This is a genomic window from Amycolatopsis sp. cmx-11-12 (assembly GCF_046269425.1).
GTDB lineage: Bacteria > Actinomycetota > Actinomycetes > Mycobacteriales > Pseudonocardiaceae > Amycolatopsis.
This window is the reverse complement of sequence record NZ_JADNQM010000013.1, coordinates 191314-207931: the sequence shown is the minus strand read 5'-3', so window position 1 is coordinate 207931 and position 16618 is coordinate 191314. Positions and strand designations below refer to the sequence as shown.

At 68.3% G+C, this 16618-nt stretch carries 18 protein-coding genes; 9 read left to right on the top strand and 9 right to left on the bottom strand.

Translation table 11 applies throughout. From position 1 onward, the window contains the following. Positions 1 to 973 precede the first annotated feature (973 nt). On the bottom strand, positions 974 to 1318 hold the full coding sequence (locus ACLARN_RS20205; RefSeq protein ID WP_409492980.1) for an MmcQ/YjbR family DNA-binding protein: 345 nt from the start codon (positions 1316 to 1318) through the stop codon (positions 974 to 976). Between the two features lie 122 nt (positions 1319 to 1440). Between ACLARN_RS20205 and ACLARN_RS20200 the strand changes: the two genes are divergently transcribed. Next, positions 1441 to 2070: a class I SAM-dependent DNA methyltransferase gene (locus ACLARN_RS20200; protein WP_409492979.1), complete on the top strand. Its 630-nt coding sequence runs from the start codon at positions 1441 to 1443 to the stop codon at positions 2068 to 2070. Between the two features lies 1 nt (position 2071). Continuing rightward, entirely contained in the window at positions 2072 to 2866 is a 795-nt protein-coding gene (locus tag ACLARN_RS20195; RefSeq protein ID WP_409492978.1) for a glycosyltransferase family 2 protein, read from the top strand. Here ACLARN_RS20195 and ACLARN_RS20190 read toward each other — a convergent pair. Continuing rightward, entirely contained in the window at positions 2784 to 3374 is a 591-nt protein-coding gene (locus tag ACLARN_RS20190) for a TetR/AcrR family transcriptional regulator (protein WP_409492977.1), read from the bottom strand. The genes ACLARN_RS20195 and ACLARN_RS20190 overlap by 83 nt on opposite strands. A 90-nt stretch (positions 3375 to 3464) precedes the next feature. Between ACLARN_RS20190 and ACLARN_RS20185 the strand changes: the two genes are divergently transcribed. Continuing rightward, entirely contained in the window at positions 3465 to 4841 is a 1377-nt protein-coding gene (locus ACLARN_RS20185) for a cytochrome P450 (protein WP_409492976.1), read from the top strand. Here the strand turns inward: ACLARN_RS20185 and ACLARN_RS20180 are convergent. Continuing rightward, positions 4838 to 5134 carry a TetR-like C-terminal domain-containing protein gene (locus tag ACLARN_RS20180; protein ID WP_409492975.1) on the bottom strand — a complete coding sequence of 99 codons (297 nt, stop codon included), beginning with the start codon at positions 5132 to 5134 and terminating at the stop codon, positions 4838 to 4840. The two genes, ACLARN_RS20185 and ACLARN_RS20180, sit on opposite strands and share 4 nt — an antisense overlap. A gap of 94 nt (positions 5135 to 5228) precedes the next feature. On the opposite strand from ACLARN_RS20180, the gene ACLARN_RS20175 reads away from it, so the two are divergent. After that, the gene (locus tag ACLARN_RS20175; protein WP_409492974.1) at positions 5229 to 5681 is read left to right on the top strand and encodes a carboxymuconolactone decarboxylase family protein; all 453 of its coding nucleotides are present in this window, start codon (positions 5229 to 5231) and stop codon (positions 5679 to 5681) included. 5 nt (positions 5682 to 5686) lie between these two features. Here ACLARN_RS20175 and ACLARN_RS20170 read toward each other — a convergent pair whose 3' ends face one another. Beyond that, a complete protein-coding gene (locus tag ACLARN_RS20170) occupies positions 5687 to 6418 on the bottom strand; it encodes a helix-turn-helix transcriptional regulator (protein WP_409492986.1) in 732 nt (243 codons plus the stop codon). Between the two features lie 134 nt (positions 6419 to 6552). Here ACLARN_RS20170 and folE point away from each other — a divergent pair, with 134 nt between their 5' ends. Beyond that, the gene (gene folE, locus ACLARN_RS20165) at positions 6553 to 7149 is read left to right on the top strand and encodes a GTP cyclohydrolase I FolE (RefSeq protein ID WP_076161597.1); all 597 of its coding nucleotides are present in this window, start codon (positions 6553 to 6555) and stop codon (positions 7147 to 7149) included. On the opposite strand, the gene ACLARN_RS20160 is transcribed toward folE, so the two are convergent. Continuing rightward, a complete protein-coding gene (locus ACLARN_RS20160; RefSeq protein ID WP_409492973.1) occupies positions 7139 to 7702 on the bottom strand; it encodes a hypothetical protein in 564 nt (187 codons plus the stop codon). The two genes, folE and ACLARN_RS20160, sit on opposite strands and share 11 nt — an antisense overlap. Before the next feature lie 250 nt (positions 7703 to 7952). Here ACLARN_RS20160 and ACLARN_RS20155 point away from each other — a divergent pair, with 250 nt between their 5' ends. After that, on the top strand, positions 7953 to 8138 hold the full coding sequence (locus ACLARN_RS20155; protein ID WP_409492972.1) for a hypothetical protein: 186 nt from the start codon (positions 7953 to 7955) through the stop codon (positions 8136 to 8138). Here ACLARN_RS20155 and ACLARN_RS20150 read toward each other — a convergent pair. Continuing rightward, a complete protein-coding gene (locus ACLARN_RS20150; protein WP_409492971.1) occupies positions 8087 to 8827 on the bottom strand; it encodes a flavin reductase family protein in 741 nt (246 codons plus the stop codon). The two genes, ACLARN_RS20155 and ACLARN_RS20150, sit on opposite strands and share 52 nt — an antisense overlap. 201 nt (positions 8828 to 9028) lie before the next feature. Between ACLARN_RS20150 and ACLARN_RS20145 the strand changes: the two genes are divergently transcribed. Continuing rightward, the gene (locus ACLARN_RS20145) at positions 9029 to 11098 is read left to right on the top strand and encodes an AMP-binding protein (RefSeq protein ID WP_409492970.1); all 2070 of its coding nucleotides are present in this window, start codon (positions 9029 to 9031) and stop codon (positions 11096 to 11098) included. 264 nt (positions 11099 to 11362) lie between these two features. Here the strand turns inward: ACLARN_RS20145 and ACLARN_RS20140 are convergent, their stop codons facing one another. Then, the gene (locus tag ACLARN_RS20140) at positions 11363 to 12322 is read right to left on the bottom strand and encodes a DUF6528 family protein (RefSeq protein ID WP_409492969.1); all 960 of its coding nucleotides are present in this window, start codon (positions 12320 to 12322) and stop codon (positions 11363 to 11365) included. A gap of 349 nt (positions 12323 to 12671) precedes the next feature. After that, the gene (locus ACLARN_RS20135; protein ID WP_409492968.1) at positions 12672 to 14369 is read right to left on the bottom strand and encodes a GAF domain-containing protein; all 1698 of its coding nucleotides are present in this window, start codon (positions 14367 to 14369) and stop codon (positions 12672 to 12674) included. A gap of 131 nt (positions 14370 to 14500) precedes the next feature. Here ACLARN_RS20135 and ACLARN_RS20130 point away from each other — a divergent pair, with 131 nt between their 5' ends. Beyond that, a complete protein-coding gene (locus ACLARN_RS20130) occupies positions 14501 to 15478 on the top strand; it encodes an Acg family FMN-binding oxidoreductase (RefSeq protein ID WP_409492967.1) in 978 nt (325 codons plus the stop codon). 4 nt (positions 15479 to 15482) lie between these two features. On the opposite strand, the gene ACLARN_RS20125 is transcribed toward ACLARN_RS20130, so the two are convergent. Next, complete coding sequence (locus ACLARN_RS20125; protein ID WP_409492966.1) at positions 15483 to 16115, bottom strand: response regulator; 633 nt, start codon at positions 16113 to 16115, stop codon at positions 15483 to 15485. 189 nt (positions 16116 to 16304) lie between these two features. Between ACLARN_RS20125 and ACLARN_RS20120 the strand changes: the two genes are divergently transcribed. Further along, on the top strand, positions 16305 to 16610 hold the full coding sequence (locus tag ACLARN_RS20120) for an ANTAR domain-containing protein (protein WP_409492965.1): 306 nt from the start codon (positions 16305 to 16307) through the stop codon (positions 16608 to 16610). Positions 16611 to 16618: the final 8 nt, after the last annotated feature.

The window sequence follows — 16618 nt, the reverse complement described above, 5'->3', positions numbered from 1 at the left end:
CGACACGGGGCACTCCCGGCAGGTTCGACAACGGGAGCCGTGTGACGCGAGAGTGTCACGCACGGTTCTGAGAGCGGCGGCGGGGGAAGCTCCCGCCGCCGACTCACCACCGGCTGATCCACCACGGGGACTGGGAAGTCCGGATGGCGGCCGACGGGTTGCCGGAGTTCATCCCACCCCAGTATCTGGATCCGTTACGAAGAACCCGGCGCAACACCCTCCCTGCCTGACTCTGACCCCGAGGAGCCCGCCAGCCACACCGGCGACGGGCCCCTCGGCATGCCCGCAGCGTCTTTTACTAGTGGAGAGCCTTTTCATCCTGTGCTTGTTCGGCGTCAGCCGGGTCGGGATGGTTTACCCGCTGCGCCATGAAGGCGTCCTTGAGAAACCCAGTGCCCGGAACGCCACCTCTGGTCTCAGCCACAACGACGGCGTGTGAAGGACCCGAAACGGAACTCAAGAAAAGGTCCCGCTTCCGCTCAGCGAAGGCTGGGGGTTCCTGCGAGCAGAAGCGGGAGTTCTGTGGCCGGTACGGTGGGCCGCCTCTCGGCGAGTGGCACGACATGGCTCCGGCCGAACCGGTATTCCATGAAGGCGGAGGTTGAGGCCCGGGGGCACCATCCGTACCGACACTCTCTACAACGCACACGCCCGCCAAACGTTCCCGAACATCGAACGGACAGCCGCGTGACCTACATCGCCCTATTACGATTAACAATCGACAACAAAAAGACCCGCTCCCGCTCAGCGAAGGCCTGGGGGTTACCTGCGAGCGGAAGCGGGAGCTAAAGCCGATACGGTGGGCCGCCTCTCGGCGAGTGGCACATCATGGCTCCGGCCGAACCGGTATTCCATGAAGGCGGAGGTTGAGGCCCGGGGGCACCATCCGTACCGACACTCTCTACAACGCATACATCCGCCACATGTTCCCGGACATCCAGTGACGCACGTCAACACACGATCGCAGTAACGCTCAGCAGGGCGGCGGAACCTGTGCGACCAATTCCTCCGGTGCGGACAGTCGCCATGCCTCGTAGACCAGTTCGGTCAGCTCGTCGGACTCGATGCCGTCGAGATGAACGACCACCCAGCCGAAGCCCCCGGCGGTGAACTGCACTTCGAAGACGTCGGGCCGTTCGGCCACGAGCGCCTCCTGTTCGGACAGCGTCTGCTTCAGGCCGACGGTCTGGGTCCGCGGCCAGTAGTACCCGAACCGCTTGCCACGGACGCTGTACGACTCCCACTCTTTCGCGTCGGAACGCTCGACGTCCGCGAGCGCCCCCAGCATCCGGTGGAACTCGTCACTCCGCACACTCACCTGAAACCCCCAAACTCGGCGGCCACAGTGTAAGCGAACCGTCCGACAAGCCTGTCCTGAGTAGACGAAAGGCCGGGGCGGTAGATTTTCGGTGAGTCCGCTCGACCTTGGGGAGCTGCGAAATGGACCGACCGGCCACGGCGGCGGAGTTGTTCGACGCCATCGGTTCCGCCTACGAGGACGTCTTCGGCCGGGCACCGGTGGTCGACAGGGCGCTGCGGCACCTGCTGGACACGCTGCCGCCGTCGTCGAGGGTGCTCGACATCGGCAGCGGAACCGGCAGGCCGGTCGCCGAGGACCTGTCGGCCGCGGGGCATCGGGTGACCGGGCTCGACGTGTCGCCGGTGATGATCGACCTCGCGCGTGAGCAGGTCCCCGCCGCGACCTTCGTCCACGTCGATGTGCGTACGTGGACCTCGCCGCCGGAGTCCTGGGAGGCGGTCTGCGCGTTCTTCCCGTTCTTGCAGATGCCGCGCGAGGACACCGAGGCCGTACTCGCCGACATCGCGCGTTGGCTGGTTCCTGGCGGTCTTCTCGCGCTGGTCACCGTTCCGAGGGACGTCGAGAACCTGCCGGTGGAGTTCTTCGGCCGCACCTTCCACCAGACCAGTTTCGCGCCGGACGACCTCGTCGGGCGGGTCGGAGCGGCCGGACTCGAAGTCACCGGGACGCATTCCGAGATCTTCACCGCGGACGAGCCTGGGACACCGCCGGAGGAACACCTCCTGATCACCGCTCGCCGCCCGGGCTGACATGCCGGTCATCAGCGTGATCACCCCGGTCCATCCGCCGAGTTTGCCGTACTTGGCCGAGGCGTACGAATCCCTCGCCGCACAGGAACTCCCGCCGGGCTGGGCCTGGGAATGGCTGGTGCAGGAGGACGGCGAGACCGATCTACTCGAGGACGTCCTCCCCGCCGACGAGCGCGTGTTGCCCGGTTCGGGTCGCCGAGGTGGCCCCGGGGTCACGCGGATGATGGCGCTGGCCCGGGCTTCCGGGGAGCTGATCAAGGCGCTCGACGCGGACGACGTCCTCGCGCCCGGCGCGCTCGCGCGGGATATCGCGGCGCTCGAGGATCCCGCGATCGGCTGGACCACCTGCCGGGTCCTCGACCTCTTCCCGGACGGGACCACGGCCGGCGTCGACAGCGACCCCGAGGAAGGGCCGATCGAACGCGGCGCGATCCTCCGGTACTGGCAGCGCAACGGTTACGTGTCCTCGGTGGTGGCCGGGACGCTGTGCATCCGCCGCGAACTGCTGCTGGACCTCGGCGGCTGGATGGCGCTGCCCGCGTCCGAGGACACCGGGCTGATCCTCGCCGCGAACACCTCCTCCGACGGCTACTTCGTCGCCACGTGCGGCATGTTCTACCGGAAATGGCCGGGGCAGGTCACCGCGTCCGCCGCGCACAACGACGACGCCGAGCGGCTCGCGCGGATGAGGCTGATCGAGGAACGCGCCGAGATCATGCTGGCACGTCGACGAGGTCGAGAAGCGCCTTCGCGCACAGATCGCGGATCTGGTCCCGGGTCAGCCCGCGGTACTTGAGCCAGTCGAGGCAGACCGCGACGACGAAGGCCAGCCAGCCGCGGACGATCACCCGCAGCGTCTCCGGCGGCTCGCCGTCCGGGCACAGCACCACCAGGATCCGGCGGCCCTGTTCGGCGAAGTTGTGGTCCAGGATCTCCCGGACGTCGTCGACCGCGATGGCCGTGCCCGCGTGCAGTGCCCGGTAGCCGTCCTCGTTGGCTTCGACGTAGCGGAGATACGCGTCGAGCCCCTCCATCAGCTGTTCCGCGACCGGCAGCGTGCGATCGGACTGGGTCATCTCGAGCAGGCGTTCACCCTCGGCCCTGATGACCTCGGTGACGAAGTCCCGTTTCGTCGGAAAATAGTGGTAGAGCAGCCCTCGGGACACCTCGGCGATGTCGGCGACCTGCTCGATCCACACGTCGTCGTACGGCCGCTCCGCGAACAAGCGGGCACCGATCCGCAGCAGTTGTTCCCGCCGCTCGGCGGTGCTCAGCCTGCTGCGGGGCCTTCCGGAGGGCGCCATTCGAGCATCCTACTTACTTGACACGGGTTCAGTAACACGCCACGCTCGCTATTGGATGCCAGTTCAACAGTGCTCACCTGGAGGGGCTCGATGGCCACCGCACTCCCCCATCCCCCGCGCCGGATCCCGCTGATCGGCGACGTGCTCGGCGTTTCGCCGAAGACCCCCGTCCAGGACTCGATGCGGCACGCCGCCGAACTGGGCCCCGTCTTCGAGCGCAAGGTGTTCGGCCGTGAAATCGTGTTCGTCCACGGTGCCGAGATGGTCGCCGATCTCTCCGACGAGAAGCGGTTCGCCAAGCACATCACGCCCGCGATCGCGAACCTGCGTCCGCTCGGCGGCGACGGGTTGTTCACCGCGCACAACGAAGAGCCGAACTGGCGGCGCGCGCACGAGATCCTCGCGCCCGCCTTCAGCCGCAACGCGATGCAGGCCTACCACCCGACGATGCTGGCGATCACCCGCGAGCTACTGGACGCGTGGGACCGGGGTGGCGAGGTCGACGTCGCGGACGACATGACCAAGCTGACGCTGGAGACCATCGGGCGGACGGGCTTCGGCTACAGCTTCTCGTCGTTCGAACGCGCCGAACCGCATCCGTTCGTCGCCGCGATGGTCCGGACGCTGCGGCACGCGCAGCGGATGGTGCTCCAGCCGCCGGTCATCGGCCCGTTCCTCAACCGGAAGGCGAACCGGCGCAACGAAGCCGACCTCGCGTTCCTCCACTCCGTCGTCGACGAGGTCGTCGAAGCGCGCCGGGGCGACACGAGCACCGGCGACCTGCTCGGGCTCATGCTCAACACCACGCAGCCGAGCACCGACGAGGCGCTGGACGAAGTCAACATCCGGAACCAGATCATCACCTTCCTCGTGGCCGGGCACGAGACCACGTCAGGCGCGCTGTCGTTCGCCTTGTACTACCTCGCAAGGAATCCGGAAGTCCTCGCCCGCGCACAGTCCGAAGTGGACAAAGTCTGGGGCGAGAACCCGGACCCGTCCTACGAGGAGGTCGCCAAGCTCCGCTACGTCCGGCGAGTGCTCGACGAGGCACTGCGGCTCTGGCCGACCGCGCCCGCGTTCGCGCGCCAGGCACAGGTGGACACCGTCGTCGGCGGGAAGTACCCGATGCGGAAGGGACAGTGGGCCCTCGTCCTCATCCCGGCGCTGCACCGTGATCCCGTCTGGGGCGACGATCCCGAATCGTTCGACCCCGACCGCTTCGCCCCGGATCGTAACCGTGCCCGCCCGGCGCACGTCTACAAGCCGTTCGGCACCGGCGAGCGGGCCTGTATCGGACGGCAGTTCGCCCTGCACGAGGCGACGCTGGTCCTCGGCATGCTGCTGAGCCGATACGACCTGCGCGGCGACTCGACGTACCGGCTGAAGGTGCAGGAACTGCTGACGCTGAAACCGGAGGGCTTCAAGCTCGAAGTCTCGCTCCGCGACCGCGCGACGGTGGCCGTCTAGCCGTCGCGAGGCTTGAGCAGCTCGTCGAGCCTGGGCGACACCTCGCCTGCCTCGACGCCGCGCGCGAGAAGGTCACGCTCCAGTTCACGGCGCGGACCGAGATAGCGGCCGTGAAGACTCTTGGCCGTATCGGGATTGTGCTGCGACTCGGCGATGAGCGCGACCCCGGCCACAATCAGACGCCACTCGGCGGGCCTGGCGCTCCGCTCTCCCCCGAAGAAAGCATGCCGGCCGTCGTCGACGTGCTCGAAGCACAGGCCGGCGCGCGAGGCCTGCAATTCCTGGATCTCCACGGCGAGGTCGTGCCTTGGTAGTACCCGGTCACATTTCCCCTCCGGCATCCGTCAGTGCGGTGAAAGCAAGACGGAAACCCTGGAGGAGAACATCATGGAAGCACGGATCCCGAACCCCGCCCTGGCGAACCCGGCCACCCTCAAGGCCCTGATCGCGCTGGCGGAGTCGACCGGGGACACCGGTGTCCCCGACACCACGCACTACCTCATGCATGTCCGCGCCAGCCAGATCAACGGATGCAGCGGCTGCCTGGAGATGCACACCAAGGAACTGCGCAAGGCAGGCGAGTCCGACGAGCGGATCTTCACCGTGGCGGCGTGGCGTGACACGGCCTACTTCACCGACGCCGAACGCGCGGCGCTCGCACTGGCCGAGGCCCTCACCCGGATCGCGGACCGGGCCGACCCGGTCGACGACGAGGTCTGGAACGAGGCGGCTCGCCACTATGACGAAAAGCAGCTCTCGAGCCTGGTCCTCTCCATCGCCGCCATCAACACCTGGAACCGGCTCAACGTCGCCACCCGGCAGATCGCCGGCGCCGCTTGACCGGCTTACCTGGCCTGCCGTAGCTCCACACAGCACTCGGCCGTGCCGGGAGCGAGGATCGCTTCCACGTTCCCGGCGCGCACGCCGGTCAGGAACCCGGCGAGGAAGGCCTGGTTGATCCCGCAGATCAGCTCCGGTGCCTCGGCGGCCAGCGGATGGAACGGGCAGTTGCGCAGCCGGACGCAGGTCCTGGTGTCGCGGCTCGGCTCGAAACCGTAGCGGCGAAGCACCCCTTCGGCCATGGTGAGCGCGCGTTCCACGCCGAGCCTGCCCGGCCGGGTCCGGGCGCGTTCCTCCGCACCCACGGCGAGGCCGCGCTCCCCCGCGACCCGCAGCACCGCGTCACGCGCCGTTTCACCGCTCCCTTCGGCGAGCACGGCCTCGGCGAGGATGCCAGCCAGGATCTCGTGCCGCCGCGCCGGAAGCTGCACCTGGATGGCTTCGTCGACGGGTTCATAGACCTTGGGTTTACGCCCCACCTTCACCACCGGACCCGCCGTGAAGCCGAACTTGAGCAGCCCCGCCGTCACGAGCTTGTCGAGGTGGAACGCGGCGAGTTTGCGGGAGATCCCGACCGCGGCCGCGGCCTCGTCGCGCGTCACCGGACGCCGCGCGCGCCGGGCGTAGGCGTACATGCCGCGGCGCAGGTCGTCGTCGAGTGCCGCCACCGCGGCGATGGAAGGGACGTCGAGGCCGTCCGGATCGGACACTGTCACGTACACCACGATATCGCCCATCTCCACCGGCGGAACGTCCTGAACTGCGGATCTACCATGTAGGCTGAACCGGCAGGCGGTAAAACGCCCAAAATTCTTAGTCGAATAACAACTGTCGAACAGCTCTGGGGAACGCGGTCAGCCTAGGAGGCCTCATGTCCACTCCCGCTTTGCGCGTCGTGCACGAACCCGGGCCGGGACCGGACCTGGAGGCCGCCGAGGCCGCGGCCGCCGATCTCCTCACCGCGTTGGGCATTTCGCTGGACTCCGAGAGTCTCCGCGGCACCCCGGGCCGGATGGCGCGCGCGTACGCCGAACTGTTCACCCCGCGATCGTTCGACCTCACGACCTTTCCCAACGACGAGGGCTACGACGAACTCGTCCTCGCCAGGGGTATCCCGGTCCGGTCGGTCTGCGAACACCACCTGCTGCCGTTCGTCGGGGTCGCGCACGTCGGTTACCTGCCCGGCGAGCGGATCCTCGGACTGTCCAAGCTGGCCAGGATCGTCGAGCACTTCGCCTGCCGCCCGCAGGTTCAGGAGCGGCTGACGAAACAGGTCGCCGACTGGCTCGACGAGCAACTCGAGCCGCGTGGCGTCGGCGTGGTCATCGAGGCCGAGCATTCGTGCATGACCCTGCGCGGCGTCCAGGCCGCCGGTTCGAGCACCGTCACCTCCACCTTGCTCGGCACGCTGCGCGAAGACGCGCGCTCGCGCCAGGAGTTCTTCGCCCTCACCGGCATCAACGGCTGACCGAACGTTTTTCCGCGTAGGCCGCGGAAACGAACGGCACGGTCGAACACTCGCCAGGTGAGCGCTGTGACGACGATCGCGAAACCCGCCCAGTACGCGTCGTCAACCCGAACTCGGACGCCACCGCTCCCCCGAGCAGCGCGCCGACACAGTTGCCGCCCGCGACGATGAACAGGCTGGTGCTGCCGACCCGGCCGACCGCCGAAGATCTCGAACGCCTGGCGCAGGAGACCGGCGGGCTGCGGTCGGACGTCGCCGAATTCTGGCGACGGCTGCGGCAGGACCCGGTCTCGAAAGGGCGGTCACCGAACTCGCGCCAGGACTGGATCTCGTGTCGTTCGCCGAGTCCCGGGTTTCGGACTACGTCGAACATCTGGGCGTGGTCTCCTTGCTGCGCAAGGATCTCGAAGCCATCCACCTCCTGCTGGCGCTGCCGGTGTTCGTCGTCGTAGTGGGCGTCGACGATCCAGGGTTCACGGGGCTCGTGCGCGGGCTCGCCGACACCGAAGGTCAGGACGCCACACCGGCGCCTTCCGCCGCCGAAGCGGATCAAGCCACCGACGCCCGCTCTCCGGCCGTGGCCGAGTCTGTTCCTCTTCGGGAGGAAGCACCGGAACGGTCGTCCGCACAGTCCACAATAGACCTTCGACCTCCTCGACTGGTGATCTCACAGGCGGAGCTGGACTTCCTGCCCACGCTGTCTTCGCTCGTCCGTTCCCCGCGAGCCGCGAAGAGACTCCTGAACCTGTACCGCTTGCTGCGGGCGCGCTTCGCCGGAGAGGAGCTGGCCGAGTTCCTGTCCGATGGCAACCGCGAGGCACCGTTTCGCGCGGTGCTGGTTCGCCACCCTCGACGGAACGGATCCCGGCGACAGCGCCCTCGAGATCGTGGAGTCACTGAACGACCACGAACTGCGGCCGGAACTGGCCGCGTCCTATCAACGCTGGTTGCCGCTGGTGAACCGGTTCTCGTTCACCCGCGACGGCTGATCCCGCGACCGCGCGATGTCGGGCCCTCGGTAGAGCCGCTCGGGAATCCGCGCCAGTGTCGACGGATGGACCTGCGGGCCGAGGCCGTAGAGCTTCTGGAAACTCATGATCAGCGGCCGCCACCGGTCCGGGTCGATCCGGTCGTCGGTACCCGGCATCCGCACGTCGTCGTGGACATGGACGCGCTGCACACGGACCTCGAACACGAGGACACCGCCACGTTGTGCCGCGTCGTCCTCGGCGAGCGGGTGGACGGCCTCGACGACGGCCTCCATCGTCACCGGGCATTCCGCCACGCGTGGCGGCCGCACCGTCTCGGAAGCGACCGGGGTGAGCCCGGCGCGGGCGAATTTGTCGGCTTCGTACCGGTATCCGCGCTCGTACTTGCGCGCCGGGACGGGATCCGATCCGGTGGTCAGTGCCAGCCTGTCGACGGCGGCCGCCAGATCGTCGGAAGGGAGATTCAGAACACATTCACGGTTACGCATAAGGTTCTGCGCCGTCTTGGATTTCGCGCCGAGTCCGAGCATGCCCCGCCAGCCGAGCCAGAACGCGGACGACATCGGAGCCAAGTTCACCGAACCTGCCTGGTCTACCGTCGAAAGGAGCACCACCGGGGTGCCGAAGTAGAGGATTCCGGGCTCAATACGGGTGTGCGCGGTCTCGGCCGCTGACGTAGTAACTGTCACGTTCGTCAGCTTCGCCGCGTCTCGCGACGGAGGCTGGCGTGAATCGGACGTCGCGATCAACCGGCTTCCCACCGTTGGAACGCCTACTCTTCGGAGTACTGCGTTCGGCCGATTGCTGGTAGGTTCGCCGGACTTGAACGACGAAGGAGGCGCCGGCAGCTGCCCGGTCAACACCCGAACGCGCGTGGTGAGGCGAATCGCATGCGAGACGATGTGGTCCAGGCGAGCTCGATCATCGGGCATTCTCCTGGCCAGGTTTGGGAAGTCATCGGCGATCCCGAGTCCTACTCGAGGTTCTTCGCGGAGATCAGCTGGTGCGAGGTCCGGCAGCCCGCCGAACGCGGCCGCGGTCCGAAATGCTTCGTCCGGCTGGAGCCGCGGGCGGGCACACTCGTCGTCGGTGACGTCGAAGCCCGGGTCTGGCGGCCCGGCGAGCACGTCGTCTGGTGCGGTGTCGAGGACGACGGCAACTGGGTCTCGATCGAGCTGAGACAAGCTCCCGACAACGGCACGGAACTCGTCGCGCAGTTGATGCTTCCGGCGCGGCACGCGCAACTGGTGTCCGCCGCGTCGTTCAAACGCACCGTCCGCGCGGTGGCCCGGCGAATCGATCTGCACCTTTCGGGCCGGGCGGCGCCGCCGCACGAAGAACCCGCGCACACCAAGGCGACCACGTTCCACACGGCGAGCACGCTGATCAAGGCCGGGGTGCTCGCGGTCGCGCGGCCGGACAAGATCGCCCGGCAGCTCACTTCGCTGTCGCAGTGGGGCGCCACCGTCGCCGGCGGCTACACGGCCAACGCGGCCCGCGTGCCCGAAGACGTCGCACTGCACGACGAACGCAACGTCCGGACGTTCAAGCAGGCTGCGGATCGCAGCAACCAGCTCGCGAACGCGCTGGCACTGCGCGGAGTCCACTCCCGTGACCGGGTCGCCTTGTTGTGCCGCAACCACGCCACGATGGTCGAAGCACTGATCGCGTGCAGCAAACTCGGGGTGGACGCGATCCTGCTCAACACCGGGCTTTCCGCCGGCTCGGTCGCGGACGTCATCGGCCTGCACAAACCGGTCGCGGTGCTCGCCGACGACGAGTTCTCCCGGGTCATCGCCGACATCCCCGGCGATTTCCTGCGGCTGTCCACCTGGCCGGAGACCGAGAACGGCTACCCGACGATCGACCAGCTGATCGCGGGAGTGCCTGCCACCAAACTCAAACCGGTGGACCGGATCGGCAGGCTCGTCGTCCTCACCTCGGGCACCACCGGAACCCCCAAGGGCGCACGCCGTCCGACGCCGAAGGGGCTCGCGACTTCGGCCGCCATGCTGGACCGCATCCCGCTCCGCACCGGCGATCGCTTCGTGGTGGCCGCCCCGCTGTTCCACAGCTGGGGTCTCGCCGGGTTGCAGATCGGGATGGCCGTGCGCGCGTCCTTGTCGCTGATCCGCCGGTTCGACGCGGAAGAAATACTGAGGACCATCGCCGACCATCGCTGCGGTGTGCTTTTCGCCGTGCCGATCATGTTGCAGCGCATCCTCGACCTGCCCGAACGGGTCCGCGCCCGGTACGACCTGTCGTCGCTGCGCATCGTCGCCAGCAGCGGATCCGCGCTGCCTGGGACGATCGTCACCGAGTTCATGGACACCTTCGGGGACGTGCTCTACAACTTCTACGGCTCCACCGAGGTTTCGTGGGCCTCCATCGCCACGCCCGAAGACCTCCGCGCCGCGCCGACCACCGCGGGCCGCTGCCCGCCCGGCACCCGCGTCGCCATCCTCGACGAGGACCACAACCGTGTCCCGCCGGGTTGGGAGGGACAGATCTTCGTCGGCAACGACATGCTGTTCGAGGGCTACACCGACGGTGCCAGCGTGCCGCGCGCGGAAGAGTTGATGGCGACCGGCGACGTCGGTTACCAGGACGCGTCCGGACGCCTGTTCGTCACCGGCCGGGCGGACGAGATGATCGTGTCCGGTGGCGAGAACGTGTCCCCTCGCCCGGTCGAGGAGGCCATCGTCGCGTTGCCCGGCGTCCACGAAGCGGCCGTGATCGGCGTGCCGGATCGCGAGTTCGGGCAACGGTTCGCGGCGTACATCGTCCCGAAGCGCGGCGCGCGGATGAGCGCGGATGACGTCCGCGCCTACATCCACCGCCGGCTGGCGCGTTTCGCGGTGCCGCGGGACGTGTACTTCGTCGAGGAACTGCCGCGGAACGCGACGGGGAAAGTGCTCAAACGGTTGCTGAAGGACGAAACCTGGCCGATCGACCAGTAGCGTCCTTCGCTACCCGACGCAAGTAGAGGACTACTTGCGTCGGGTAGGCGTGAGAGCGAGGCGATGCAGTACTGGTCGTTGCCTTCCTCGGGTAGGGCGTATACCCCGAACGGGTCAAGGGCGCCCGCCGTACCGCCTAATTCACTCGGTCAGGTGAAAGCCGCCGCCAGCCGTCATTGTTGCGACGGCATCCCCTCTTCTCTGGTGTGTCGGTACCGGCCGGGTAGCCCCCCGAACGGCCGGTACCGACACGGAAGTACAAGCTCAACCGATCCACCAGCGGGCCTTGTAGATCCACGCGCCGTGCAGCGCCAGCTCGGCGCGTGGAAAGGCCAGCCGGACGGTGTCCGTGCACCACGTGCACAGATGCCCCTCCTGGATCGAAGCCGTCAGGACCTGTCCGGTCCGCGGGTTCGTCGACACACTCTTCACATGCGGCCGGTCGATCTCCCGCGCCCCCGCGTACCGCTGGGTGAACACGCCGCTCGCCTTCACGAACTGGTAGACGCCCGCTTCCGTGGTCACCCACAGCAGGTCCGGCCGGTGCGGAACCGGCTGGAGGTCGTGACCGCCCTTGCTCGGCACCGGTACGGACCGCTGTTCGGTGATCACCGGCGCGGCGGGTGTCCCGCCGACGCGCAACGCGACGAGTGCGTCGGTGCCCAGTGCCCACAACACGTTCCGGCCCGCGTCCCACACCACGCCGTGCGCCCCCAGCAGCGGGTACTCGGCGTACGTCGTCGAGCGCTGGCCCTGCGAAGCGGTGTAGATCCGCACCCAGCCACCGGTGCTGGCCGCCACCGCGACGTTTCCGTCCGGCAGCAGTTCGATGCTGTGCGGGTTGGCCGGCCCGCCGACGTTGGCCGCCCAGTACGCCCGGTCGCCCGCCGGATACGGCACGACGGCCGCGAAGCCGCCCGACGCCGACGTGAGCAGGTACTTCTGGCCTGCTCGTTCGGCGAGCTTCGCGTCGCTCGGGTTGCTCCACGAACCTGCCAGGTCCGCCAGCCCGTTCGCGGCGTTCGGTGCCCAGGACCAGCTCAGCTTCCGGTCCTGCCAGGAAGCCCGATCGGCGGGCAGGACCAGGATCCGCTTGGACGCCTGTTCGGTGATGACGATCGAACCGCGGTCGCGCGCGCCCGCGTCCGCCACCGCCGGCGCGGACGCCGCCACCGAGAGGCTCACGATGGCCAGCGCCACCAAGGATTTCCGCATGATCTTCATACCGAGACTGAATCCGTCCAGGATGACCGGCACGTGGCGGCGATCGGAAACCCTGATGTCAACGAGATGACCCGGTCAGAGCATCGCCCCGGACCGCCGGAGCAGCACCTCCTCGATCGGGCGGCGCGCCGTCATCGGCACCGGAGGGCCGAAGATCCGGTTCATCGGGCTCCTCGGCTGACGGGAGTATCCGCAGGGAGAGTGTCTTCCCGTTCGACCGCGGGGAACGATCAGGTCGAACACCGCCGCTCCACACGAGAGCCGCGCCTCCCTGGCGTCCGGGTCGGCGAGCCGGAGCACCCTGGCGGCCGCCGGTCACGAATCCCGGGGACTTTCGCCCCGAAAGCGGTCAACGCAAGGGGGCGGACCACTCGGCGAGGGTGCCGCCTCCTTCACGGGTCTCCACCCGGAACGTCCCGCCCGCCCGTTCCGCGCGATCACGCAGATTCCGAAGCCCGCCGAAGCCGCCCGGCTCACCGTCCATCCCGGCGCCGTCGTCCGTGACCACGATCCGCAGGACGTCGTCCTTCACCGCGACGCTCACCGAAACCCCGCTCGCCCGCGCGTGCCGGACGACGTTGCCGACCGTCTCCCGCACCACCGCCTCGGCGTGTCCGGCGAACGGGACGGGAATCGAATCGAGCGGTCCGGACAGGCTGACCGTCGGATGGATCGCGGTGTCGTCGGTGAGTTCGGCTATCGAGTCGTAGAGGCGGTGCCGCAGCCGCACCCCTTGCTGGCCTGCCTCGCCGCCGTGGAGATCGAAGATCGCCGTGCGGATCTCGTGCACGATCTCGTGCATCTGGTCGATGCTGTCGCCGATCCGCCGTTGCAGTTCCGGCGAGCGTGCCCGGCGGTGCGTGCTCTGCATGGCGAGGCCGACCGCGAACAACCGCTGGATCACGTGGTCGTGCAGATCCCTGGCGATCCGGTCCCGGTCGGCGAGCACGTCGATCTCCCTCGCCGTGCGCTGCTGCGTGGCGAGCTGGAGCGCGAGCGCGGCCTGGTCCGCGAACGAGGCCACCACCGGCAGCTGGGTGAGCTCGAACGGGACCGAGCCCGGATTCCGCACCGCCATCAGCACCCCGGACGTGCGTTCCCGTGCCCGGAGCGGCACCACGAGTGTCGGGCCGAAACGAAATTCCCCGTCGTCGCCCAGGACGAGTTCCGGCACGCTGCGCGGAGTCCGGTCACGGTAGACCGCCCCTGGCAACGAAGCGGCGACGCTGATCCGCGCCCCGGTCAGCTCCCCCGCCCGCGCGCCGGCGCAGACGGCGATGGTCAGATCGCCGACCTCTTCCTCACCGGCCCGGCCGACGTCGAGCCTGCCAGGACCGGGCAGCGCCAGCAAAGTGAGGTCGGAGCCGGTCAGTTCCAGCGCCCGGCTGGCGATCAGGTTGAGCGCGTCGACCGGGTCGGTGCCGCCGAGCAGTTCCGTGGTCACCTCGCTGGTGGCCGCCTGCCACTGCTGGCGGAGCCGGGCCTGTTCGTAGAGGTGGGCGTTCTCGATCGCGATCCCGGCCGCGGCGGCGAGCGCCTGGACGACCACCTCGTCGTCGTCGGTGAAGCCGCCGCCGCGTTTCTCGGTGAGGTAGAGGTTCCCGAACACCTCGTCGCGGACCCGGATCGGCACGCCGAGGAACGACCGCATCGGCGGATGGCGCGGCGGGAAGCCGACCGACGCGGGATGCCGCGAGATGTCGGCCAGCCGCACCGGTTTCGCCTCGTCGATGACGAAACCCAGGAGCCCGTGGCCTTTCGGCAGATGACCGATCTGCTGCCTGGTCTCGCCGTCGATCCCGAGGTAGACGAATTCGGCGAGCGAGCCGTCGTCCGCGATCACCCCGACCGCGCCGTAGGTGGCTTCCGCGAGATCGATCGCCGCCTGCACGATCCGGCGCAGCGTGGTGTCCAGCTCGAGTCCCGACGCGACGGCGAGCACCGCTTCGAGCAGGCCGTCCATCTTGTCGCGGGTGCCGATGAGCCGTTCGATGCGGTCTTGGAGATCGCGCAGCACTTCACGGACCCGCAGCTGCTGTGCCGACATCGTGCTCCGCCTCCGAAGATCGGGACGACTCGCGGCCGTGGTGACTTTGTCCTCTTTCGGCCCCGCACCGCGGACGGGGACCGTCTCACCGAGACGCCAGTATCGCCCGTGGCGCGGCAGCGGGGGGAACCATGGCCTTACAAGTCACCAGGGTCGGGCGTTTGAACTCCGATCAGGTGAATTCCGTGCTCCGGTCGGCCACGCTGGCCCCGTCGACGCACAACACCCAGCCATGGCTGTTCCGGTGCACCGGCACCGGGATCGAACTCCACGCCGATCCGCGCCGTATCCTACCGGTCACGGATCCGGACCGGCGCGAACTCGTCCTCTCGTGCGGCGCCGCGCTCTTCACCCTCCGGACGGCGATTCACGCACTGGGCTTCCATCCGGCGACGACATTGATGCCGAGCCGCGCCGATCCCGATCTCCTGGCCATCGTCCGCCCGCTCGCCGAACGCACCCCCGATCCGAGAGTGGTCGGGCTGGCCCGCGCGATCCCCCGCCGCCGTACCAACCGGCGGCCGTTCCAACCCACCGCCGTCCCGCGGTCCATACTTCCCCTTCTGCGCCACGCCGCCGAACTCGAACACACGTGGATGTCGAGCCTCGACACCGAACAGTGCGGTCTGCTCCGCGACATCACCGACCGGGCGCATCTCGATCAGCTCGCCGATCCCGCTTTCCTCGCGGAACTGGGCCGCTGGACCGAATTGCGCGCCGGCACTCGCGAGGGGGTGCCGTCCTACGCGACAGCGGGTTCGCCCGCCGATGAAAGCTGGCTCCTCGACGAATTCGGCGCCGCCGGCGCGGGAACGCGGCCGAATCCGCTGGTGGTGCTGATCGCGTCGCTGACCGACGGCCGGCTCGACCGGCTACAGGCGGGCCAAGCGCTGCAACGGGTTCTGCTCACCGCGACCGCGGCCGGACTTCACGCGTCGTTCATCTCGCCGCCGATCCTGGTCCCTTCGGCACGCGCGGAACTCCGCCGTCTTCTCGGCTGCGGTGTCTGGCCGCAGGTTCTGCTCCGGTTCGGCTACGGTTCGCCGCTGCCGTGGACACCACGCCGTGCGCTGGAAGACGTCCTGCTCGAAAAGCTGGTTTCGGCTTGAGCGCTCAGGGCCGCCGTAGTTCGGTGGCCAGCACGGCCGCCTGGGTACGCCGCTGCATCCCGAGTTTCGTCAGCAATCGCGACACGTAGTTCTTGACCGTCTTCTCGGCGAGGAACATCCGTTCGGCGATCTGCCGGTTGGTCAGCCCTTCGCCGATCAGTTCCAGCAGCGTGCGCTCCTGCTCGGAAAGCCCGGCGAGCGGGCCCTTCTTCGCCGCGTCGTCGCGGAACTTCGCCATCAGGGTCGCGGCGGCACGGGCGTCCAGCAGTGACCGGCCGAGGCCGACCTCCTTGACCGCTGCCACCAGGTCCATCCCCCGGATGTCCTTGATGACGTACCCGCTGGCACCGGCCATGATCGCGTCCAGCATCGCCTGCTCGTCGGTGTAGGAGGTGAGCATGAGGCATTTCAGCTCGGGGATCTTGGACCGCAGTTCCCGCGCGAGTTCGACGCCGTTTCCGTCCGGGAGCCGCACGTCGAGCACCGCGACGTCCGGCCGCAGCGCGGGGACCCTAGCCAACGCCTGGGAAAAGGTGGCCGCTTGACCGACGACGCCTATCGCCGGGTCCTCCTCCAGCATGTCCGCGACTCCTCGACGGACCACCTCGTGGTCGTCGACCAGAAACACCCGGAGCATTCCGACCTCCACGGTTTCCCCTCCTCCGGTCAGAGCGTACGGCGCACGGCCGGTCACTGCGACCGGCCAAAGGACCCTGTTCGGCACCCGTTCGAGTGGCTGCCGCCAACCGGACCAGGTTCATTTGCATCATTCGACTCAGGACGTTCTCTCCTTTCCGGCATCCGCGCGCGCTGCGACGATCACCCCATGTCCGAGACCACGCTTTCGCCGACACCCTCGTCCGGCGCCCCAGACCCGGCAGACGACCTCGTGGCCATGCGCGACCGCCTCCGGTTCTACCGCGCCCGCGCCGAACAACTCCAATACGCGCTGGACCACCGGCTGCCCATCGAGCAGGCGAAGGGCGTTCTCGCCGAGCGTTACCAGATCGACATCGACTCGGCGTTCGAACTGCTCCGCTCGTTCTGCCGCAACAACAACATGAAGATCCACGACGTCGCCCGGACTCTGGTCGAACAGCCGAGCGAGGGCGAGCGACGAGTCTCTTGCTGAGTCACGTC

Excerpts from the sequence above, each read along its gene's own strand:
- ACLARN_RS20190 (WP_409492977.1), bottom strand. The coding sequence starts at position 3,374 with ATGGCGCCCTCCGGAAGGCCCCGCAGCAGGCTGAGCACCGCCGAGCGG.
- ACLARN_RS20140 (WP_409492969.1), bottom strand. The coding sequence starts at position 12,322 with ATGAAGATCATGCGGAAATCCTTGGTGGCGCTGGCCATCGTGAGCCTC.
- ACLARN_RS20200 (WP_409492979.1), top strand. The coding sequence starts at position 1,441 with ATGGACCGACCGGCCACGGCGGCGGAGTTGTTCGACGCCATCGGTTCC.
- ACLARN_RS20125 (WP_409492966.1), bottom strand. The coding sequence starts at position 16,115 with ATGCTCCGGGTGTTTCTGGTCGACGACCACGAGGTGGTCCGTCGAGGA.
- ACLARN_RS20145 (WP_409492970.1), top strand. The coding sequence starts at position 9,029 with ATGCGAGACGATGTGGTCCAGGCGAGCTCGATCATCGGGCATTCTCCT.
- ACLARN_RS20170 (WP_409492986.1), bottom strand. The coding sequence starts at position 6,418 with ATGGGCGATATCGTGGTGTACGTGACAGTGTCCGATCCGGACGGCCTC.
- ACLARN_RS20120 (WP_409492965.1), top strand. The coding sequence starts at position 16,305 with ATGTCCGAGACCACGCTTTCGCCGACACCCTCGTCCGGCGCCCCAGAC.
- ACLARN_RS20130 (WP_409492967.1), top strand. The coding sequence starts at position 14,501 with ATGGCCTTACAAGTCACCAGGGTCGGGCGTTTGAACTCCGATCAGGTG.
- ACLARN_RS20195 (WP_409492978.1), top strand. The coding sequence starts at position 2,072 with ATGCCGGTCATCAGCGTGATCACCCCGGTCCATCCGCCGAGTTTGCCG.
- ACLARN_RS20155 (WP_409492972.1), top strand. The coding sequence starts at position 7,953 with ATGGCAACCGCGAGGCACCGTTTCGCGCGGTGCTGGTTCGCCACCCTC.
- ACLARN_RS20175 (WP_409492974.1), top strand. The coding sequence starts at position 5,229 with ATGGAAGCACGGATCCCGAACCCCGCCCTGGCGAACCCGGCCACCCTC.
- ACLARN_RS20185 (WP_409492976.1), top strand. The coding sequence starts at position 3,465 with ATGGCCACCGCACTCCCCCATCCCCCGCGCCGGATCCCGCTGATCGGC.
- ACLARN_RS20135 (WP_409492968.1), bottom strand. The coding sequence starts at position 14,369 with ATGTCGGCACAGCAGCTGCGGGTCCGTGAAGTGCTGCGCGATCTCCAA.
- folE (WP_076161597.1), top strand. The coding sequence starts at position 6,553 with ATGTCCACTCCCGCTTTGCGCGTCGTGCACGAACCCGGGCCGGGACCG.